At 62.0% G+C, this 20,815-nt stretch carries 17 protein-coding genes and 1 tRNA gene; 6 read left to right on the forward strand and 12 right to left on the reverse strand.

The features are described from left to right. The first annotated feature begins 292 nt into the window (after positions 1-292). On the forward strand, positions 293-496 hold the full coding sequence (locus KY459_04055; GenBank protein ID MBW3563880.1) for a hypothetical protein: 204 nt from the start codon (positions 293-295) through the stop codon (positions 494-496). Positions 497-504: 8 nt separating this feature from the next. Beyond that, complete coding sequence (locus KY459_04060; protein MBW3563881.1) at positions 505-1,131, forward strand: hypothetical protein; 627 nt, start codon at positions 505-507, stop codon at positions 1,129-1,131. Between the two features lie 304 nt (positions 1,132-1,435). On the opposite strand, the gene KY459_04065 is transcribed toward KY459_04060, so the two are convergent. The 7 genes from KY459_04065 to argF form a co-directional block, all read right to left on the reverse strand. Next, on the reverse strand, positions 1,436-1,966 hold the full coding sequence (locus KY459_04065) for a hypothetical protein (protein MBW3563882.1): 531 nt from the start codon (positions 1,964-1,966) through the stop codon (positions 1,436-1,438). Between the two features lie 178 nt (positions 1,967-2,144). Further along, positions 2,145-3,629: a 4-alpha-glucanotransferase gene (gene malQ / locus KY459_04070; GenBank protein ID MBW3563883.1), complete on the reverse strand. Its 1,485-nt coding sequence runs from the start codon at positions 3,627-3,629 to the stop codon at positions 2,145-2,147. 2 nt (positions 3,630-3,631) lie between these two features. After that, positions 3,632-4,006 carry a response regulator gene (locus KY459_04075; GenBank protein MBW3563884.1) on the reverse strand — a complete coding sequence of 125 codons (375 nt, stop codon included), beginning with the start codon at positions 4,004-4,006 and terminating at the stop codon, positions 3,632-3,634. Between the two features lie 20 nt (positions 4,007-4,026). Next, the gene (locus tag KY459_04080; protein ID MBW3563885.1) at positions 4,027-4,395 is read right to left on the reverse strand and encodes a MerR family transcriptional regulator; all 369 of its coding nucleotides are present in this window, start codon (positions 4,393-4,395) and stop codon (positions 4,027-4,029) included. Between the two features lie 30 nt (positions 4,396-4,425). After that, positions 4,426-6,963 carry a hypothetical protein gene (locus KY459_04085; GenBank protein ID MBW3563886.1) on the reverse strand — a complete coding sequence of 846 codons (2,538 nt, stop codon included), beginning with the start codon at positions 6,961-6,963 and terminating at the stop codon, positions 4,426-4,428. 30 nt (positions 6,964-6,993) lie between these two features. After that, entirely contained in the window at positions 6,994-8,064 is a 1,071-nt protein-coding gene (locus tag KY459_04090) for a TonB family protein (protein MBW3563887.1), read from the reverse strand. Next, on the reverse strand, positions 8,061-8,999 hold the full coding sequence (argF, locus tag KY459_04095) for an ornithine carbamoyltransferase (GenBank protein ID MBW3563888.1): 939 nt from the start codon (positions 8,997-8,999) through the stop codon (positions 8,061-8,063). Before argF ends, KY459_04090 begins: the two co-directional genes overlap by 4 nt. 90 nt (positions 9,000-9,089) lie before the next feature. Between argF and KY459_04100 the strand changes: the two genes are divergently transcribed. Both KY459_04100 and KY459_04105 read left to right on the forward strand, forming a co-directional pair. Further along, positions 9,090-9,950 (forward strand): pirin family protein, encoded by an 861-nt coding sequence (locus KY459_04100; GenBank protein ID MBW3563889.1) that lies wholly within the window; start codon positions 9,090-9,092, stop codon positions 9,948-9,950. Between the two features lie 27 nt (positions 9,951-9,977). Beyond that, positions 9,978-11,339: an NAD-dependent succinate-semialdehyde dehydrogenase gene (locus KY459_04105; protein ID MBW3563890.1), complete on the forward strand. Its 1,362-nt coding sequence runs from the start codon at positions 9,978-9,980 to the stop codon at positions 11,337-11,339. A gap of 64 nt (positions 11,340-11,403) precedes the next feature. On the opposite strand, the gene KY459_04110 is transcribed toward KY459_04105, so the two are convergent. Continuing rightward, positions 11,404-11,478 (reverse strand) — tRNA-Asn (locus KY459_04110). A gap of 99 nt (positions 11,479-11,577) precedes the next feature. Between KY459_04110 and KY459_04115 the strand changes: the two genes are divergently transcribed. Next, a complete protein-coding gene (locus KY459_04115) occupies positions 11,578-13,071 on the forward strand; it encodes an Rne/Rng family ribonuclease (protein ID MBW3563891.1) in 1,494 nt (497 codons plus the stop codon). Positions 13,072-13,124: 53 nt separating this feature from the next. Beyond that, positions 13,125-13,469 (forward strand): hypothetical protein, encoded by a 345-nt coding sequence (locus KY459_04120; GenBank protein ID MBW3563892.1) that lies wholly within the window; start codon positions 13,125-13,127, stop codon positions 13,467-13,469. Here the strand turns inward: KY459_04120 and gyrA are convergent. The 4 genes from gyrA to dnaN all read right to left on the reverse strand — a co-directional run bounded on the left by gyrA (position 13,466) and on the right by dnaN (position 20,809). After that, positions 13,466-15,985 carry a DNA gyrase subunit A gene (gyrA, locus tag KY459_04125; GenBank protein ID MBW3563893.1) on the reverse strand — a complete coding sequence of 840 codons (2,520 nt, stop codon included), beginning with the start codon at positions 15,983-15,985 and terminating at the stop codon, positions 13,466-13,468. The genes KY459_04120 and gyrA overlap by 4 nt on opposite strands. Before the next feature lie 5 nt (positions 15,986-15,990). Beyond that, positions 15,991-18,384: a DNA topoisomerase (ATP-hydrolyzing) subunit B gene (gyrB, locus tag KY459_04130; protein ID MBW3563894.1), complete on the reverse strand. Its 2,394-nt coding sequence runs from the start codon at positions 18,382-18,384 to the stop codon at positions 15,991-15,993. Between the two features lie 191 nt (positions 18,385-18,575). After that, complete coding sequence (recF, locus tag KY459_04135; protein MBW3563895.1) at positions 18,576-19,682, reverse strand: DNA replication and repair protein RecF; 1,107 nt, start codon at positions 19,680-19,682, stop codon at positions 18,576-18,578. A 2-nt stretch (positions 19,683-19,684) separates the two neighbouring features. Continuing rightward, complete coding sequence (gene dnaN / locus KY459_04140; GenBank protein ID MBW3563896.1) at positions 19,685-20,809, reverse strand: DNA polymerase III subunit beta; 1,125 nt, start codon at positions 20,807-20,809, stop codon at positions 19,685-19,687. Between the last annotated feature and the right edge of the window lie 6 nt (positions 20,810-20,815).

The raw sequence follows: 20,815 nt of genomic DNA on the forward strand, positions 1-20,815 counted from the left end.
GGAAGAGAATACAGCGCTTCGTGCGAAACTCCTGCTCGCCGCACTCCAGGGTCGAGGCGGCCGCGGTTCCGGCCCCTTTGCGCCTCATTCCTGCCCATCTGATCGAAAACCTCTCGATCGACCGAAGCGACTTCGAGCGGATGGCGGTCTTCAGCCGATATAGTGGGTGGAGCGCCGCGGATCGCACATTCTGTAGCAAACCTGTAATCTCCTGTCCGATTTGAACAAGGCGGTCGCCGCCCTGAGGCAGGCGAATTGCAGCGAGCGGCCTGTTACACTGGAGAACGAGACGATGAGTAAGAAGGCGACCAAAACAACAGGAAAAGCCTCGAGCTCGCGCTCCGCGATGGCGGGTCGCTTCGTGGTTCAGAAAAAATCCTCCGGCGTCTTCATCAACGGGAACAAAGTCCTTGTTCCCGCTGGAAAGAGCTCAGTAAGCCGGAAGAAGATTGGTCAGGCCGTCGAGAAAGTCGTTTCCCGAAGGAAGTCGGCCTGAGGGCCGGAGTGGCTGGCTCGAAAACCGCCCACTACTCCCGTAACGTTTTCATCAACTGCCCTTTCGACGACGAGTACGTCCCGATCTTCGAGTCGATCGTCTTCACGGTGATGGCCTGTGGATTTCGTCCTCTCTCGGCCAGGCAGCGCCTTGACTCCGCCGAGGTGAGGATCGACAAGATCGTTTCCCTGATCGGCAATGCTCGTTACTCGATCCATGATCTCTCACGGACGGAGATCGATGCGACCACCAGCCTGCCGCGATTCAACATGCCGCTGGAGCTCGGGGTCGACATCGGATGTCGCCGGTTCAGCAAAAGGCATGGAGACAAGACAGCTCTCATCCTTATTGGTCGGCCCTTCCAGCACCAGAAGTTCATCTCTGACATCGCTGGTCAGGATCCTGTCGCACACCGAGATGATCCGCTGATGGCTATCCGTAAGGTACGGGACTGGCTCAGAGCAGAGTCGGCTCAAGGGAGCATGCCGGGCCCGAAGATGATCGAACGAAAATACGAGAAGTTTCGGCTCGATCTGCCTGCCATCTGTGATGAGCTCGGGCTCGAGGTGGCGGACATGACGTTCGTCGATCTCACGTTCACAATCGAGCGATGGTTCGAAGAGATCGGCACCTGATCGACGCCCGTCAAACTCCTCGACAATCTCCGATCAACATAGACATCCACTCCATCCCCGCGGCTTGCATCCCCCGGGGGAAATTGTTCGTCCATGTGGGGATACCGAAGACCTTCGGTCCGAGCCCGGCTATCGCGTGCGCCCACTCATACGATCGACTTGCCGTATCCGTCAAAGTGCTCGGTCCTTCGCGCGCTCGTGGAAGCACGCTTGACTAAGACTGTGACGAACCGCGGATCACCTGAACGGCTGCCGGATCCTCAGGGCTTCATAATTCAGGGAAACCTACGTTCTCTCCCGCCCCTCATTCCGCTGCAGAGACGTCGCTGAAGGAATTCAGCACGGCCTCGAAGTCGGCTACGTGCTCATCGAATCGCGACGGCAGGCTCCAGAGAAGCACCTGGTGAAAATGATCCCCGGAGTCGATCGAGACGTGCCAGTACTTTACTCGGATCCGGTCGATCGTTCCGTTCAGCACGTACCGAAGCGCCGGCTCGCCGTTCACGGTCATCCTCTCGGGTCCCTCCTCGGAACCGTTCTCGAGCGACTCCATCATCAGCTCGCGCGTCATGTCGCTGTACTCGGCGAGCGTCAGGTCCTCGGCGAAATCGCCCTTCGGCTCGCTCAGAACCATGCCGTACGCCTCGGTGCGCGGATTTCCCATTTCGAGATCAGCTTCCTCGTTGAGTCCGGGAATCAGCCTCCAGTCCGCGGGCTTCGTCACCGAGAATCGGCCATCGAGAAACTCGACGGTCTCAGAGGTTGCTTCCGTCGTACAGGAACCGAGGGCGAGCAGGAGAACCGGGACAGCGAGGCGAAGTGTCGAGTAATCCATGATGATCAAAATAGCGCTCCCCGAGAATGGCTACAAGCGAGAATTTTGATGTACGGAAGCTCGCCCCCGGGAACCCTCCCCCGACGAGAAAGCACGCGGCATCGGTGGGGACCTGGTCCGGTGTGACCATGAAATGTCGTTTTTTCCATATTAAATGGGTGGTTTTGCCGATAGATTGTCAAGCGCGCCTCGTGTTCTCTATGATCGAGCGGAGCTTGGCCGCCGCGGAAGGGCCCGCCCAGTTCGACGGCGCGCGCCAGCGCCAGTTGCCCTCGACCGTTCCCGGGGTGTTCAGCCGCGCCGAGGAACCGAGGCTCAGGACGTCCTGTATCGGGAAGATTGCGAGCCCCGCGCGGGAGCGGCACACCGCTTCGATCGCGCGCCACGACACCTCGACAGGATCGCGCGTACCGAGATACGACGTCGCGTGCTCCCGCTGGTCGGACGGCGCCGATTCGAACCAGCCGCGCGTCGTGTCGTTGTCGTGCGTCGCCGTGTACCCGATGACGTCCGCCGCATACATGTGCGGCAGATGTTCGTTGTCGGGTTCGCCGAAGCCGAACTGGATGACCTTCATTCCGGGGATTCCGAGCCTGCGGCGAAGCGCGTGGACGTCGGGCGTGATCAGGCCGAGATCCTCTGCGACGAGCGGCACGCGTCCGAGCTTCGCGAAGATAGCGTCGAAGAGCGCCATTCCGGGGCCATCCCGCCAGCGGCCGTTGACCGCGGTCGGTTCCGACGCCTGGATTTCCCAGTAGCCGGCGAACGCGCGAAAGTGATCGAGCCGGAGCACATCGACCATTCGGAGGTTCGCCGCGATCCGCTCGGCCCACCACCGGTATCCGCTCCGGTGATGCGCCGGCCAGTCGTAGAGGGGATTTCCCCAGCGCTGACCGTGCTTCGCGAAGTAGTCAGGGGGCACTCCCGAGACGACGACCGGGCGCCGCTCCGCGTTCAGCTGGAAGAGCTCGGGGTGCGCCCAGACGTCAGCGCTGTCGAGCGAGACATAGATCGGAGCGTCGCCGAGAATTCTGATCCCGCGGGCCGACGCCGCGTCTCTCACGCGCGACCACTGCCTGAAGAAGAGAAACTGTCCCCACCGATGCACCGCGCGTTCGTCAGCGAGCTCCGAGGAGAGCTTCTCGAGCGCATTCGTATCCCGCATCCGGATCGGGCGCTCCCACTCCTGCCAGGTCGCGTCGCCGAAGTGGTCCTTGAGTGCGCGGAAGAGAGTCCAGTCCTCGAGCCATGGGCGCTGCTCATCATCGCGCGACCACCGGGCCGCCTCCGCGACGAGCGTCGATTTGTCGCGGTTCGCTCGTCGCCACGATTCGGCGAGCATCGCCATGCGCTCCTCGCGCACCGCCGGGTAGTCGACTCTGCTGACCTCGACGGTCCGCCCGCGCCACTCGTCGCCAGCGAGCCCTTCTGCAACCAGCAGCGCCGGTGAGATCAGCAGTGGGTTTCCAGCGAACGCCGACCGCGCATCGTATGGCGATCCGCCGTCGCCCACCGGCCCGAGCGGCAGGATCTGCCAGTACCGAACGCCGGTCTCGCGGAGCCAGTCGAGCATCCGATCGACCCGCGGTCCCAGATCGCCGATCCCATACTCCGAAGGAAGAGAGGAGAGATGGAAAAGAAGACCGGCAGCCCGACGAGGCACGCTCACGCTTCGCTGAGATAACGACGGACGATTGCAGCGATGTTGGTCGGGTCGAATGGTTTCCGGATGATCGCGGTGACGACCGACTCGTCGAGTCGGGTATTTTCGTTTGCGACGGCGCTCAGAACGATCACCTTCGGCCGAGTGTCCGCATCAGTTTCGCGAAGGTGATCGATCACTGTCTGGCCGCTTCCACCCGGCATCCGAAGGTCGAGGAAGACGAGGTCGTACTCGTGCTCACTCAACCGGGCATTCGCGTCCATCCCGTTGACGGCGACCTCGACTTCCGCCTCCGGCTCAATGACCGTGCGAAGAAGATTCGTGATCATCTCGTCGTCATCGACGATCAGCACACGTCCTCTGGTTTGATCCGTCATTGTCCTGGCCTCCATACGGTTCAGCGGTCGAGAATTCTGAGCAGGGCCTTCAGTTCGTTTCGCGTTTCCCTGAGCAACTTGCTCGCCTCGTCGGACGGTGGTGCCGGCTCTGCTTCCTCGAGAAGTTTTCCACCCCGGACCTCGGCGGCGAGCTTCTTCTTGGCCCCGGGAATGGTGAAGCCCTCGCCGTAGAGGAGTTCCTTGATTCGAAGGATGATCGCGACCTCGTCCTGCGAGTAGAGCCGCTGGCCGCCGCCGGTTTTCTTCGGAGCGAGCTGCTCGAACTCCGATTCCCAGTGCCTCAGCACGTACGGCTGAACATCCGCAATCCTGCAGACCTCGCCGATCTTTACCCCTTTGGGTTCCCTGGCCACGCCGCGATTATAGATTCGACCAGCGGGTCGAGTCAGGCGATCCCGCTAGAGAAACGATGGTGTGTAGAGAACCGAGTTGAGGAACAGCGGCAGCGTTCCCTTCCAGAAGCCTCTGAAGTAGGGCTCGTCCGCGAACGTGATCATGCGGCCGCGGCCCACGCGTTCGGCGACCATCCAGGCGGCGCCGCGCACCTTCTCGCGCGATTCGTCGAACACGACACCCGCGACGACCGGATCCTCCTCGGCGATCGTCACGATATTCGCCGCGCCGTGCGGCTCGGGCTCGAGGGTGATGCTCCCCGTGACCATCACGAACGGAGCTTCCGTCATCCCCATCGTGTAGTGGCTCCGCATGTTGGCCTCGGTTCGGAACACCGCTCCCGGTATCTCGATCGGCACGTAGCGCTGCGGCTCCTCGGCCTCTTCGTCCTCGTCGGCATCCTCATCGGCGCCGCGCAGTCGAAGCTTCGACACCCCCGAAGGTTGGCGCAGAGCGGCGGCGGCCCCCCCGACGGCGACGAGCGTACCTCCTCCCCTCACCCAGGAGCCGAGCTTCTCCATCACCGGCTCGGTCAAGGCTGCCGCGTAGCCATAGCCATCGGGCAGAACGATCACGCGATACGCATCGAGATCGACCGCGGCGAGCGTATCGAGCCGGAGGACGGAATGAGGTATCCCGATTTCGGCATCGAGTCCCCACCAGAGACTTCCGAACGACGAGGGAAAGACTCCATTGCCGGAGACGAGCGCGATCTGCGGATTCCTCACCGGTACGACCCGGGTGGAGCCGAGGGGAAGACCACCAGTCCATCCGGAGTCGAACCCGATGAATGATGCTCCCGTTGCACGCCCCATCAGGTCGAGCAGCATCGCGACGTCGTCCGGGTTCTCGTGGCGCAGGATGACCAGTGAGCCACGAGCGAACTCGCGCTCGCCCAACCGCCCCCGCTCAGAGAGAACACCGAAGCGGATCTGACGGTCGAGCAGTCTTCCGGCGGCCTTGAAAACAGCCGGCTCCGCGCCGTCGAGGACCCATCCGTACCGCGCCGGCGGCGCGCCCCCCGCCGGCTGAGAAGGGCGGGCCGCGCTCGATACCGGAAGCGGTGCGGTCACTCTCCACGAATCGAGATTCAGTGCGAGGGGAAGCGACCAGCCGGTAATGTCGTAGAACTCGGTCGATTCGTCGAACTCGACCCTCTCCCGCTGTTTCTCGAGAAACTCAGGCGAAACTTCCGGCGAACGCTCGAACAATGTGTTGACGAGCCCCCCGGCAGGTTGCGCGACCGGGATGACGAGCGCCCCGGCGGGGAGCGACGTCGAGACGACACGCGCGGTCTCGACGGCCTGCGCGCGGACGGTCCTCGAATCCGCGAGAAACGAGTACTCGATCCCCTGGACGTCGAGAAGCCGGATGAGATCGCCGAAGAAACGAGAATCGGGATCGATGACGAACTGGGTCGGGTCGTCGAGCAACCTGGCGCGCGCGTTCCACGTATGCTCGAGAAGGCTCGCAGCGTTTGCCGAAGCCGTCCGGACCGTCGTGATCGCCGCAGTCGTGTGCTTCTGGATCCGGTCGCTCAACGTGACGAGCCGCTCGTCCTCGGTCTCGACGATTGTCCCGGCTGCTCCATGTCCCCCGACCTCGTAGGTCATACCGATGGAGCCTCGAAGGCTCGGCCATGAGTCGCCGTAGCCGGGATAAAACAGATCGAAAGCCTCGCCGACGAAGAACGGCCACCCATGCTCCGAGAAGGCCTCGGCATTCTCTCGTCCGAATCGGTCGAGCCACGCGGTGGTGTCGGGATGAATGTTGGTGTTGACGGGGCTCGTCGCCGGCGGGAAGAAATACGTGTCTTCGTAGTACATCTCGTGAAGGTCGACGACGACCTGAGGCTGCCAATCGCGATAGACGGCGATGCGACCGCGCGTTTCCGGCTGAGTTGCCCACGCCCAGTCTCGATTCATATCGAAGAGATAGTGGTTGTATCGCCCCCCGGGCCATTGCTCACGATGCTCGACCGCTTCCGGATTCGGATTCGGACGCACACCCTGCGTCTGGTGATACCAGCCGACATAGCGTTCGCGGCCATCGGGGTTCTGGACCGGATCGATCAGCAGGATCGTATTTCCGAGGATCTCTTCCCCCGCTTCGCTCACGGCCCACCAGGCGACGCGCATCGCCGCCTCGGACGATGACGACTCGTTGCCGTGAACACCGAACGCCAGCCAGACCACGACCGGCTCCTCTTCCGCGGTGCGGCGAAGCGCCGAGAAAGTCGTTTTGCGCGGGTTGAGGAGCTGACGGTGACGGAGGCGGATCTCGTCGATGCGCGCCTGGTTCGATTCGGTCGTGATGACCGCGAGGGTGAGCGGGCGCCCTTCCCACGTTTCGCCGTACTGCTCAATCGAGACCTTCCCCGACTCCGCGGCGAGATGATCGAAATAGTCGACGATCCGGTGGTGAGGCGTGAACCTCGTTCCGAGCTCGTAGCCGAGAAACTCCGAAGGGGCAGTCGGCTGTGCGAGAAGCGGAAGAGCGAAAAGGGAGAAAAGAAGAGCTCTGCTGCCGAGTGTACGCATCATCGCGGGCGATTCTATCGCGCCCCGCAGCGCTCAACGCGATCGGAGGCTGAAGTTCACCGTGACGGTGTAGTAGACATCGATCGGGCGGCCGCGGTATGTGGCGGGTCGGAATGTCCAGCGTTCCACGGCGCTTCGGGCAGCCTCTCCGAGACCCTGCGGCTGATCCTTGAGGATCTGTGCGCTCTCGACGCGGCCATCGCGCGTGACGATGGCGCGGATGACCACCGGACCCTCGACGCCGGCGCGGCGTGCTGCGCTCGGATAGCGGGGCGATGGCTTGCGGATCGGAATCGGCTCGGTTCCTCCCGGAGGAACGGTGGCGTAAACGCCGCCCGCCGGAGCAGCTTCGGGAGCCGGTGGGGCGGGAGCCGGCTCCGGCTCAGGCTCGCGCTCGTCCTCGCGTTCCCGCTCGCGCTGGATCTCTTCCCAACGGTCGGCAAAATCCTCGAATGGCCTCCGCTCGTCTTCGAGCGGCTCTTCCTCCTCGAGATCGATCGAGGATTCGTCGCCCGCGGCGACCGTCATTTCGGGCGAGCCGGCAACCGACAGCTCGACGCTCCCGACATCGACCCAGACGATCGACCCGCCGATCGAGACCGCGTAGAAATCCTGCTCCCGCGTTCGGACCTCGACCCGCTGACGCGCCGGAAGATCTCCGACGACCGGATAGAAATATCCCGGACCTGCGTAGAGAGGAGCTTTCTCAGTCATGTGACCAGCGATGGTCGGCAACTGCAGAATCTGCTCGTTTTTCGCGAGACGCGCCTCCCGCTCGGCATTCCGCTCGAGCGCGGTCCGCTCCACGAACCCTTCGACCGCGCGGGCAGTTCGAATACGGGCCCAGGTCCCCTCGGATCCCATCAGCGTCACCTGGTCTCCGGAGTGGATCGTCGCCGCGACGGCGGCCTCCGCATCCGGACGCGATCGCACCTTCAGCTCGAGAGGAATCACGTAGAGAGCGTCGGCTCCAACGTCATCAGCGGCTCGATCCTCACCGCGAGGCCAGTAGAGAAGAAGGAGCGCGAGAAGGACGAAAAAAACCGCGGCCAGCCCGAAAACGAGCAGCAATCCTCGCCGGCTCGAGTCGGTCCGTTCCTTCATTCAGCGTCCTTTTTCATCAGAAGGTACATCAGCGCTTTCTGCACGTGCAATCGGTTTTCCGCCTCGTCGAAGATCACCGACTGCGGTCCGTCCGCGACGGCTGCGGAAACCTCTTCTCCACGATGCGCCGGAAGACAATGCATGAAGATCGCCTGCTCATTCGCCATCGACATCACGCGCTCGTCTACGATCCATCCCTCGAACGCAGCCTTCCGCCGCGCATCCTCGTCCTCCTGCCCCATCGAGACCCAGACGTCGGTCTCGACGACATCGGCACCTCCGGCTGCCTCTTCAAGTGAATTGGTCAGCGTGATCGTGGTTCCTGCGGCTTTCGCATCCTCCATCGCTGATTTGACGACCGAAGGGTCCGGTTCGAAACCCTTCGGTGTCGCAACGGCGATGTTCATCCCCACTTTCGGCGCACCGTACATGAGCGAATGCGCCATGTTGTTCCCGTCACCGATCCATGCGAGCTTTTTTCCGCGAAGGTCGCCCAGCTTTTCCCGGGCCGTGAAGTAATCCGTCAGTCCCTGGCAGGGGTGGAGGAGATCCGTCAGCCCGTTGATGACCGGCACCGTCGCGTGTTTCGCGAGCTCGGTGACGGTTGCATGGGCGTAGGTTCTCGCCATGATTCCGTCGACGTAACGGGAAAGGACCTTAGCCGTGTCCTCGATCGTCTCACCGCGACCGAGTTGAATGTCACGAGAAGAGAGAAAGAGCGCGTGTCCGCCGAGCTGAAACATCCCGACCTCGAACGAGACACGCGTGCGGGTCGAGGACTTCTCGAAGATCATCCCGAGCGTCTTGCCGCGGAGAGATCCGCTGAACTCACGCGGGCTCTTTTTGATGTCCGTTGCGACCTGGAAGATGTGGTCGACCTCTTCAGCGGTGTAATCGTGGATCGAAACGAGGTCCTTGTTGGTCAAGTGATGGATTCCTTTCCTGAAACGTGTCGCGCACGATAACCGAGTCGCTCGCCGATCGCTATTCCGCCCGGCACCGAATCGGCACGCCGTCTCTGCTGCATGAGCGAGCTCGCAACGAAGATCCGGACGTTCCCCGTGCCGCCCCCGCACTGGGTCGGCGACGGTTTCCCGGTCCGCAGTCTGATCACGCCGCAGGACCCGGCCCGGATCAGCCCCTTCCTTCTCCTCGACTACGGGGGGCCTGTGGACTTTCCTCCGACCACCGAAAAGCGGGGCGTCGGGCCCCATCCACACAAGGGGTTCGAGACGGTGACGATCGTTTTTGACGGCGGCGTTGCGCACCGCGACTCGAGCGGAGCGAGCGGAGAGATCGGTCCGGGCGATGTGCAATGGATGACGGCAGGAGCCGGCCTGATCCACGAAGAGCTGCATTCGGAGTCATTCCGCAGCAGCGGCGGACCGTTCGAGATGGTCCAGCTCTGGGTGAACCTTCCGTCCGCGTCGAAGTCTCTGCCGCCGCGGTACCAGACGATTCTGTCGTCCATGATCCCTTCGATCGAGCGCGACGGAACGACCGTCCGGGTCATCTCGGGAGAGCTCGAGGGCCATCGCGGTCCGGCCGAAACGCAGACGCCGGTCAACGTGCTCGACGTCCGGCATCACGAGGCGGCGTCGCGCGACATCGAGCTTCCGGAAGGACACACGAAGCTCGTCGTCGCGCTGCAGGGATCGCTCGACGTTGAAGGCGTCCGCGTAGACGCGCCGATCACGGTCGAGCTCGGCCGTGCCACCACCAGCATCACGATCCGCTCCGAGGCCGCAGCGCACTACCTCGTGCTCACCGGAGAGCCGATCCGTGAGCCCGTTTTCGCATGGGGACCGTTCGTGATGAGCTCCCGCGCCGAGATCGCGGAAGCGGTCGAGATGTACGAGGCCGGACGGCTCGGATCGCTCAGCTGAGCGAAGACAACTGAAAGGATTCTGCCGATGATCGCCACCGTCAACCCGGCAACGGGGAAGCAGGAAAAGATGTTCGACGAGCTCACCGACCAGGAGCTCGAAGCCAGACTCGATCTTGCAGCGCGGACGTTCGAACGCTACCGGAGGACGTCATTCGCCGAGCGAAGCGGGTGGATGGCGCGCGCAGGAGACATTCTCGAGGAGCGCACAGACGAGCTCGCCCGGATGATGACCCTCGAGATGGGAAAGCCGATCGGACAGGCTCGTTCCGAGATCGAAAAGTGCGCCTGGGTCTGCCGGCACTACGCCGAGCACGCCGAGGATTTTCTCGCGGACAAGGTCGTCAAAACAGACGCGAAGAAGAGCTTCGTCGCCTATCAGCCCCTCGGCGTCGTCCTCGCGATCATGCCGTGGAACTTTCCGTTCTGGCAGGTCTTCCGGTTCATCGCGCCGTCGATCATGGCCGGCAACGTCGGCCTGCTGAAGCACGCCTCGAACGTGCCGCAGTGCGCGCTCGCGATCGAGAAAGTGATGCACGATGCGGGCTTCGAAAAAGGGGTGTTCCAGACCCTGTTGATCGGCTCGAAAAAGGTGAAGAAGATCATTGAGGACGACAGGATCGCGGCCGCGACGCTCACCGGCAGCGAGCCGGCCGGGCGCGACGTCGCGGCGACGGCCGGATCGAAGATCAAGCCGGTCGTGCTCGAGCTCGGCGGCAGCGATCCGTTCGTCGTCATGCCGAGCGCCGATCTCGACGAGGCCGTCAAAACGGCGGTCAAGGCACGGACAATAAACAGCGGCCAGTCGTGCATCGCAGCCAAGCGATTCATCGTGCACGAGGCGATCGCGGACGAGTTCACGAAGAAGTTCGTCGAGCGGATGAAGGGGCTGAAGGTCGGGGATCCGGCCGACGAGAGCGTCGATGTCGGCCCGCTCGCCGGCGAGGATCTGATGGACGATCTTCACGAGCAGGTACAGAAGACGGTCGACGCGGGTGCGAAGATTCTCACCGGGGGAAAGAAGCTCGACCGGGACGGCTGGTTCTACGAGCCGACGGTGCTGAGCGAGATCCCCGACGGCTCGCCCGCCGACGAGGAGGAGCTCTTCGGACCGGTGGCGTCGGTGTTCGTCGTGAAAGATCTCGAGGAAGCGATCGCCAAAGCCAACGACACGACCTTCGGTCTCGGAGCGTCCGCCTGGACCACCGACGAAAGTGAGACTGAGCGCTTCGTACGCGAGCTCGCCGCGGGACTCGTCTTCATCAACTCGATGGTCGCATCGAACCCGAACCTTCCATTCGGCGGGGTCAAGCGGTCCGGTCTCGGCCGTGAGCTCGGGGAACACGGCATCCACGAGTTCGTGAACATCAAAGCGGTCTGGCAGGACTAGGTTCTCCGGCCCGGAGACCTAAAGAAAAACGGCCACCCCTGAGGAGTGGCCGTGGCTCGTGATCTGGCTCCGGCAGCAGGATTTGAACCTGCGACAAACGGATTAACAGTCCGCTGCTCTACCGCTGAGCTATGCCGGAAAATGGCCGGATTACCCGGTTTTCGGGGTTTCTTAACTCACCTCATGCCGGTTTTATTCACCCTCCCCCGCTCACCGCTGCGATATCCTCTGGACCCGCATGCCGACCGACATCATCATCAACGCCGGACGCCACGAGTCGCGAATTGCCGTCCTCGACGAGGGGCGCGTGGTCGAGCTCTGGATCGAGCGGAAGCGCCACAACACCATCGTCGGAAACATCTACAAGGGTCGGGTCACGAAGGTTCTCCCGGGGATGCAGTCGGCGTTCGTCAACGTCGGACTCGACCGGGATGCGTTCCTCTACGTCTCCGACGTGCAGGAAGAAGTCGAGATCGACGACGAGGAGAGCGACGAGCTCGCGCTCGAGGAAGTCCATCAGCTGAAAGCCGAGACCTCCATCGCCGACCTCCTCCGGGAAGGCCAGGAGGTCATGGTCCAGGTCATCAAGGACTCGATCGCCGCCAAGGGCGCGCGCGTAACGACGCACATCACCCTCCCCGGCCGCTTCCTGGTCTACATGCCGACGATCCGACACGTCGGCGTCTCTCGGAGAATCGAGGAGGACGCCGAGCGGGACAGGCTCAAGGCGATCCTCGAGATTCTCGATTCAGGCGACGGCGGACTGATCGCCCGCACGGCGGGAGAAGGGCGTGAGGCCGAGGACTTTCAGGCTGACTTCGATTACCTCTCGGCGCTGTGGGACCGAATCCGTCACCGGGCGGAAAAGCAGAGCGCTCCGTCGGTGGTCCATCGCGATCTCGACCTCGTGCTGAGGACGATCCGGGACGTTCTGTCGGTCGACGTGAAGTCCGTCTGGATCGATTCGGTCGACGAATACGAGCGGGTCGTCGAGTTCCTCGATCAGATCCAGCCCAGGCTTACCGGTCGCGTCCGTCTTTACTCGCGGGAGAATCCGATCTTCGACGAGTTCGGCATCGAACCGGAGATCGAGAAGGCACTCCGTCCGAAAGTCTGGCTCAAATCCGGCGGCTACATCGTGATCAATCAGACCGAAGCGCTCGTGTCGATCGACGTCAACACGGGAAAGTTCGTCGGAAAGAGCAACCTCGAAGAGACGGTCTTCAAGGCGAACATCGAGGCCGCGAAAGAAATCGTCCGGCAGATCCGGCTGCGGGATCTCGGTGGAATCATCGTGGTCGACTTCATCGACATGGAGGATCCCGACAACCGCGACGCTCTGTTCAGGGAGTTCGAGAGCGAGATCCGGAAGGACCGGTCGAAGACGAGAATCCTGCAGATCTCGGAGTTCGGGCTGATCGAGATGACCCGCAAGCGCGTCCGGCAAAGCCTCGAGCGCTCGCTGACTCAACCGTGCCCGTATTGCGCCGGCACCGGCAGGATCTCGTCGAACCTGACGATCATGCTCGAGATCTGGCGGCAGCTGGTCAAGCTGCGCGACATCAGAGAAACCCAGGAGCTGGTCATCCGGGTAAACTCCGATATTTACGAAGCGGTCAAGTCGGACGAGGACCATATTTTCGACGAGATCGAGGGGTTGCTCGGGACACATATCGCCTTCACACCGGACCCCGCGTTGCACCGCGAACAGTTCGAGATCGTACGCTCATGATGTCGTCTCCGTGGCATGTGCTGTGCAGCCTCGGCCCTTGCCTCAGGTGACTCATGGCTCTCGAAGACGCCTTTCAAAATCTCAGTGAATTCTTCTCCAGCCTCGACGAGGAAGGGGAGCAGGAGCTCGAGCTTTCCCACAATCTCGTCATCGTCTGTCCGGACTGCGGAAAGAATGTGGCCTTCAGAAAGCGCTGCCCGAAATGCGGCGGCGACAGCTGGATTCCAGCAGGCCATGCCGGCGGCATCTTCGAGCGGATGAAGGTTTCCCGGATGCGCGAGCGAATCACCGAGGACGAAGAGATCGAAGAGCTCTCGGCGGACGCGGCCAGCCCGGATGAAGACGAGGACGAGGACGACACCGACGCGCCCACCTCCCGGGAATCCGGATCGATCTAGTTGACCGGTTCGGCCGGCGACTCTTCGCCAGCAGCTTCAGCCGTTTCTCCGGCATCCAACTGATCTTCCTCGCGCTCGACGAGCTTCACGGCGCCCACGATGCGGTCGCCCTCGTCGACGTCGAGAACTTTGACTCCCTGCGTAGCACGGCCGACCGATCGGATGCTCGACGAGTCGAAACGGATCAGTTTTCCCCACTCCGAGATCAGCAACACTTCGTCGCCTTCGCGGACGCAGGTGATCCCGGCGACCCGACCGTTCTTTTCAGTCGTCCGGACGTTGATCACACCCGATCCTCCTCGCGACTGGAGGCGATATGCCGAGATCGCGGTTCGCTTTCCGAACCCTCGATCGGTCACGCTGAGGATCTGCCCTTCCGATCCCGGCGCGAGTACATCGGCCTCCACGACATAGTCATCGTTGCGAAGCCGGATGCCGCGGACACCCGCCGCGGTCCTCCCCATCGGCCGGACATCGGTTTCGGGGAAGCGGATCGCCTTTCCATGGCGTGAGCCGATGAAAATTTCGGACTGACCGTCGGTGAGGAGAGCCGCGTGAAGATCGTCATCCTCGTTGAGCGTGATGGCATAGATACCGGCCGTCCTCGGATTCGAGAAGGCGTCGAGGGGGGTCTTCTTGATCCGCCCCTTTCGCGTAACTAGAACGACGTACTCCGCCTCGCCGAAGTCCCGAACGGTGAGGAGCGCGCGAACGTTCTCCTCCTTGCTCAGCTGCAGAAGATTGACGATCGCCTTTCCTCTGGCCGCGGGTCCGACCGATGGAAGCTGGTGGACCTTGATCCAGTAGACGCGTCCCTTGTCGGTGAAAACGAGCATGTAGGAGTGCGTCGATGCAACGAAAAGGTGCTCGACGATGTCTTCCTCTTTCGTCGTCATACCGGTGCGGCCCTTACCTCCCCGCCGCTGTGCCCTGTAGAGACTGAGAGGCGAGCGCTTGACGTATCCGCCGCGGGACACCGTGATCACCATGTCCTCCTCGGCGATCATGTCCTCGATTGTGATCTCGCGTGTCTGCTCGATGATCTTCGTCCGGCGCGGGTCGGCGAACTTCTCCTTCACCTCGCGAAGCTCGTCCGCGATGATCTCGAGAACGAGCGCTTCGGACCCGAGTACGCTTCGCAGCCGCTCGATCGTCGCGCGAACCTCCTGGTACTCGGAGATGATCTTCTCCCGCTCCAGCCCGGTCAGCCGCTGCAGCCGCATGTCGAGAATCGCCTGCGCCTGCAGGACCGAAAGGTCGAAGCTGTCGACCAGACCCTGGCGTGCTTCCTCCGGCGTCCCGCTCGCGCGGATCAGCTTGATGATCGCGTCGAGATGATCGAGCGCTTTGGTGAGACCTTCGAGGATGTGCGCCCGCTCTTCCGCCTTCTTCAGGTCGTATCGGGTCCGGCGGACGACGATCTCACGCCGGTGATCGAGGAAGTAGCGGAGCATCGATTGAACGTCGAGGACCCGCGGCTGATTGTCGACGATTGCAGTCATGTTGATGCCGAAGCTCGACTGCATCGCGGTGTTCTTGTAGAGGTAGTTGAGGATGACCTCGGGAACTTCACCCCTCTTCACTTCGATGACGATCCGGATGCCGTCGCGATCCGACTCGTCGCGGATGTCGGCGATCCCTTCGAGCCGCTTCTCCTTGACGAGCTCGGCGATCTTCTCGATCAGGCGCGCTTTGTTCGTCTGGTAGGGGATCTCGTTCACGACGATCTTCCACCGCTCCCCTTCCTTCTCCGGCTCTTCGATCGTGGCGCGGGCTCGCATCTGAACGGATCCTCGTCCGGTCATGTAGGCCTGGCGGATACCGTCCATTCCATGGATGAAGCCGGCTGTCGGAAAGTCCGGTCCCGGAAGCACCTCGAGAATCTCGTCGAGGCCAGCCCGGGGATTCTCGATCAGCAGCAGGCATGCATCGACGACCTCGCCTAGGTTGTGCGGCGGGATGTTGGTGGCCATGCCGACCGCGATTCCCGCAGAGCCGTTGACCAGAAGATTGGGGAACTTGGCGGGGAGCACGAGCGGCTCTTCGAGAGAGCCGTCGTAGTTGGGGACCCAGTCGATCGTTTCCTTGTCGATGTCGTCGCGCAGAAGCTCCTCGGCGAGCCTGGTGAGACGCACCTCGGTGTATCGCATCGCGGCCGGGTTGTCGCCGTCGATCGAGCCGAAGTTGCCCTGCCCGTCGACCAGCGTGTGCCGCATCGCGAACTCCTGCGCCATCCGCACGACGGTGTCGTAAATCGCGGAGTCGCCGTGCGGGTGATACTTACCCATGACGTCACCGACGATTCGCGCCGACTTCTTGTATGCCTTGCCGGCAGTGTTGCCCTGCTCGTACATCCCGTAAAGGATGCGGCGGTGCACCGGCTTGAGGCCGTCGCGGACATCGGGAAGCGCGCGGCCGATGATGACCGACATCGCGTAGTCGAGATACGACACGCGCATCTCTTCTTCGATGTTGATCCTGGTAGTTTTCTCGATCGGAGGTTCGTTTTCAGCCATAGTGATCAGATGTCGAGGTTCTTGACGTTGAGGGCGTTCTCCTCGATGAACGCACGGCGGGGCTCGACCTGGTCGCCCATCAGGACGGTGAAGAGCTCCTCTGCTTCGACGCTGTCGTCGATTCGCACCTGAAGCAGGTTTCGAGTTTCGGGATCCATCGTCGTTTCCCAAAGCTGCGCGGGGTTCATCTCACCGAGACCTTTGTAACGGGAGATGTTGAGCCCCTTCTTGGCGCGGGCATAAATCTCTTCGACGAGCTCGTCGGCCGAGCCGAGCTGCACCGCGTCGGCTGCGGACTTGTCGACCAGCGAGAGGTCGTACGGAGGGAGACCGAATGTCGCGATTGCCGACCAGTAGCGGAAGGCCTGGCGGTACTCGAACTGCCGGACGAGATCGATGTCGATGACGACGTTGCGACGCACGCCCGAACTGTTCTCGATCAGGCTGATCCGGCTCGTTCCGTGTTCTTCGTCGGTACCGACCTCGACGTCGGCGAACCCATGGTTCCGGAGCGACCCCGCGACAGCGTCGACGATCTCCGGATTCGAGAGCGCCGCCTCGTCGGCGAGCCCCTCTTCGAGAAGGATGTCGAGAGCCGCTCGAGGGAGTCCTCGTCGCTCGAGCCGGCGAACGTTCTGAAGCCAGCTCTCCATCGACTCGACTAGTCTCGAAAGGTCACGGCCGGCGACCCGGTTGCCCGCCTGCGGCGTCACCTCGATGTTCTCGGAGATGCGCCGCAGGAGAAATCGCGACAGCTCCGGTTCGTCCTTGATGTAGGTGTCCTTCTTCCCCTGTGTCACCTTGAAGAGCGGCGGCTGCGCGATGTAGAGATGACCGCGGTCGATCACCTCGCGCATGTACCGGAAGAAGAACGTCAGAATGAGCGTCCGGATGTGCGAGCCGTCGACGTCGGCGTCGGTCATGATGATGACCTTGTGATAGCGGAGCTTCGCCACATTGAAGTCATCGGCGCCGATTCCCGTCCCCAGGGCTGTGATCATCAGGCGGATCTCCTCGGAGGAGAGCATTTTGTCGAGACGCGCCTTCTCGACGTTGAGGATCTTCCCCTTGAGCGGCAGAATGGCCTGGAACCGACGGTCCCGTCCCTGCTTTGCCGATCCGCCCGCGGAATCCCCTTCGACGAGAAAGATCTCGGCCTTTGCCGGGTCGCGCTCCTGGCAGTCAGCCAGCTTGCCCGGAAGAGAGCCGCTGTCGAGCGCTCCTTTCCGGCGGGTCAGCTCACGCGCTTTTCGCGCGGCTTCCCGTGCGCGGGAGGCCTCGATGACCTTGTCGACGATCCGGCGCGCCTCCCTCGGATTTTCGCCGAGGTAATCCGCCAGCCGCTCGTTGACGACCTGCTCGACCCAGTTTCGTACGTGAGCCGAAACGAGCTTGTCCTTGGTCTGGGATGAGAATCTCGGTTCTCTGATTCTGACCGCAATGACCGCGGTGAGACCCTCGCGGACGTCGTCGCCCTCGAGAGAGAGGTTCTTCAGGAGATTCTGTTCGGTCACGTACTTGTTGACCGTTCGCGTCAGCGCAGCCTTGAATCCGCTGAGATGCGTTCCGCCGTCCGTGTTCTTGATCGTGTTGGTGAAAACGTAGAGATTCTCGTTGTATCCCTCGTTCCACTGCAGCGCGATCTCGACCTTTTCGCCGTCGCGCTCGTCGACGATATAGATCGGCGGCGTATGAATGGGGGTCTTCGAGCGGTTGAGATGCTCCACGAATGAAACGATTCCGCCGTCGTAAAGGAACTCGTGCTTCTTCTCGGTTCGCTCGTCGATGATCTCGATCCGGACCCCGGAGTTGAGAAAGGAGAGCTCCCTCAGCCGCTCGGAGAGCGCCTGGAAGTTCATGTCGAGAACGCTGAAGACGGCACTGTCGGGCTTGAACGACACCCGGGTGCCCGAGTCTTCGGTGCGGCCGACCTGTTTGATCGGTGCGGTCGGCAGCCCCTGTCGGTAGCTCTGCTGCCAGACGCCTCCGTCGCGGTGAATCTCGAGCTCGAGCCATTCCGAGAGGAAGTTGACCACCGAAACGCCGACACCATGAAGCCCGCCCGAAACCTTGTACGAGTTCGAGTCGAACTTTCCACCCGCGTGGAGCTCGGTCATGATGACCTCGGCTGCCGATCTCCCCTCCGCTTTGTGCAGATCGACGGGAATGCCTCGGCCGTTGTCCTCGACGGTCACCGATCCGTCGGCGTGGATCGTGACGCGAACGAAGGTCGCGTACCCCGCCATCGCTTCATCGATCGCGTTGTCGACGACTTCGTAGACCATATGGTGCAGACCCGAGATGTCATCGGTGTCACCGATGTACATGCCCGGCCGTTTTCTCACTGCATCGAGGCCTTTGAGGACCTTGATGTCTTCAGCCGTATACTTGCCGTTCATAGATTTTTTGATTCCGAGGTGCGTCTCAAATAAGAGGTTCGAGCGTAGCCGTTCGGATCACGGCCAAACCGTCGAAACGTGCGCAGACATCCCAAAGGAAAAATGGCGGGATGCGCTGCCCGGAAGAACGTCTCATTTTACCAGAAAATTCTTCAACCTGAACGGTTTACGCCTCTGTAAAGCCCGGTTTTTCAGGCGATGTCACGCATTCGGGAGACCCGCCCCCCGGAGATTGTGAGAATCCGGTGGGAACCGAGGTTCAGGGCTTCCAAAACCGTGTGTTTTGCGGAGGAGGTCAGGATCTGGCCTCCATTCCGGAATCGCAGGAAGAGCCGTTCGATCACCCCGAGGTCGAGCTCGGCGTCGACATCGTCGAGAATGAAGATGGGAGGCGAGCCGAATCGCTCGATCTGCAGCTCGATCTTTGCCATTTTGAGAAACAGCACGAGCATCTTGATCTGCCCGCTCGAGAGCAGCTCCGCAGCGATTTCGCCGCCGGTCCCGAACCAAAGCTCGTCCCGATGGGCTCCCCGCAGGGTGTGGCCCACACGGAGCTCCCTCGATCGGATATCGCGGAGGCCGGACAGGTCGCCGGACTCCCCTTCCGGAACCGAGGGGCGGTACTCGATCTCGATTTCCGGCATGCTCCCACCGTGGTCGCGGATCAGCCGGCGGACGACTTCCGCGAGCCGCGAGACGAACTCGGCACGGGACTTCCGGATTTGCGCGGAATTGCGGATGAGCTCGAGGTCCCAGGGGTCGAGAGCGCTGGCTCGCTCGCGTGATTCGGCAATGGCCTGGATCATTGCGTTCCGCTGCCGGACGGTGCGCTGGAATCTCCCGAGCTCCTCCAGATATGCGGGATCGAGATGGGCGATGCCTCGATCGAGGAATCGCCTCCGTTCGATCGGACCGCCACGAAGAATGGCGAGCCGGTCCGCTGAGTAGGCGATCACCGGGACCTGCCGGAGGTATTCGTGAAGCGTCACGGCGTCGCCGTTGACTTCGAGCCGGCGGCGCCGTGGCGGGCCGAGCTCGATTCCCACGGAGATGGAACGGTTCAGCTTGCCTTCAACGACGTCGCCCGACGCGTAGATCAGCCCGCTGCCGGTTCTCGAAAGGCTGGCGATGCGCGAGGTCCGGAACGAGCGCGTGGTGGCGAGGAAGTAGACGGCCTCGAGGAGGTTCGTCTTTCCTTCTCCGTTGTCGCCGGCTACGAGATTGACCCCTTCGATGAGCTCGACGGTTCCGGGCTCCAGGTTTCTGAAGTTCCGGGTCGTGAACGAGCCGAGAAACACGTTCAGCTTATTTTCATCGGCATGATGACGTAGAGGTACTCGTAAGCGAGCTCATCCTCTCCCATCGGCCGGGCGATGCACTGCGACTCTTCGTCGCGCAGATCGAGCACGACCTTTTCGGTATCGGTCGCCGCGAGGAAATCGGAAACGTAGGTCGCATTGAGGCCGATCCTGAAGTCGGGTCCGGAGTACTCGATCGGTACGGTTTCATGGGCATCGCCGAGATCGGAGCTCATCGACGAAACGGTGAGCTGACCCTTCTCGAACTCGAGCTTCAGCGCGCGCATTCGCTCGGTCGATACGAGCGAGATCCGGCGTATCGTGCCGAGCAGCCGCTCGCGATCCACCGTCACGCGCTTGTCGTTGTCGCGGGAGATCACGTCGTTGTAATTCGGAAAGTTCACATCGATCAGCCGGGCGAGAATTCTTCGCGATCCGGTCTCGAAAAAAATGTGGCTTTCGGCGAGACCCACCTTCACCATCTCCTCGCCCGTTGATTCGATCTTCGCAATCTCCTGCAAGGCCTTTCTCGGGATCAGGATCTTCAGCGGCGAATCCGATGCTGCCTCGAGTCCCTCCTGCGGGTAGGTGATCAGCGCCATCCGGTGCCCGTCGGTCGCAACCATTTCCATGTCGGAGCCGTTGAGCTTGAGGAGCGCTCCGTTGAGCTGAAAGCGAGTTTCCTCGTGTGTGATCGCGAAGATCACCTTCTCGATCATGGTCTTGAGGTCGTCGAACCTCACCTCGAACGTTCGCGACGCGTCGACCTCCGGTATGGCGGGAAAGTCTTCTGCCGCCCGGCCGAGCAGACGGAAGACCGCGGACCCGCTCTGGAGCTGAATCGAATCGTTGTCGCCGAGCTTGATCCGCACCTCATCGTCGGGCAGCGCGCGAACGATGTCGAAAAGACGTTTTGCCTCGATCGTGATCGCGCCGTCTTCCTTGATCTTCGCAGGACACGAAGCCTCGATGGTGACATCGAGATCCGTGGCGGTCAGATCGATGCGATCGCCATTCGCCCGAAGGAGAACATTCGACAGCACCGGTATGGTCGATCGCCTCTCGACGACCGCCTGGCACAACTGCAACTCTCTCTGAAGATCGGTTCGGTTGACGACCAACTCCATTGCTCG

The organism is Acidobacteriota bacterium (assembly GCA_019347945.1).
Lineage (GTDB): Bacteria > Acidobacteriota > Thermoanaerobaculia > Gp7-AA8 > JAHWKK01 > JAHWKK01.

Excerpts from the sequence above, each read along its gene's own strand:
- KY459_04065 (MBW3563882.1), bottom strand. The coding sequence starts at position 1,966 with ATGGATTACTCGACACTTCGCCTCGCTGTCCCGGTTCTCCTGCTCGCC.
- KY459_04105 (MBW3563890.1), top strand. The coding sequence starts at position 9,978 with ATGATCGCCACCGTCAACCCGGCAACGGGGAAGCAGGAAAAGATGTTC.
- KY459_04075 (MBW3563884.1), bottom strand. The coding sequence starts at position 4,006 with ATGACGGATCAAACCAGAGGACGTGTGCTGATCGTCGATGACGACGAG.
- KY459_04120 (MBW3563892.1), top strand. The coding sequence starts at position 13,125 with ATGGCTCTCGAAGACGCCTTTCAAAATCTCAGTGAATTCTTCTCCAGC.
- KY459_04090 (MBW3563887.1), bottom strand. The coding sequence starts at position 8,064 with ATGAAGGAACGGACCGACTCGAGCCGGCGAGGATTGCTGCTCGTTTTC.
- KY459_04115 (MBW3563891.1), top strand. The coding sequence starts at position 11,578 with ATGCCGACCGACATCATCATCAACGCCGGACGCCACGAGTCGCGAATT.
- KY459_04085 (MBW3563886.1), bottom strand. The coding sequence starts at position 6,963 with ATGATGCGTACACTCGGCAGCAGAGCTCTTCTTTTCTCCCTTTTCGCT.
- KY459_04100 (MBW3563889.1), top strand. The coding sequence starts at position 9,090 with ATGAGCGAGCTCGCAACGAAGATCCGGACGTTCCCCGTGCCGCCCCCG.
- dnaN (MBW3563896.1), bottom strand. The coding sequence starts at position 20,809 with ATGGAGTTGGTCGTCAACCGAACCGATCTTCAGAGAGAGTTGCAGTTG.
- KY459_04055 (MBW3563880.1), top strand. The coding sequence starts at position 293 with ATGAGTAAGAAGGCGACCAAAACAACAGGAAAAGCCTCGAGCTCGCGC.
- gyrA (MBW3563893.1), bottom strand. The coding sequence starts at position 15,985 with ATGGCTGAAAACGAACCTCCGATCGAGAAAACTACCAGGATCAACATC.
- gyrB (MBW3563894.1), bottom strand. The coding sequence starts at position 18,384 with ATGAACGGCAAGTATACGGCTGAAGACATCAAGGTCCTCAAAGGCCTC.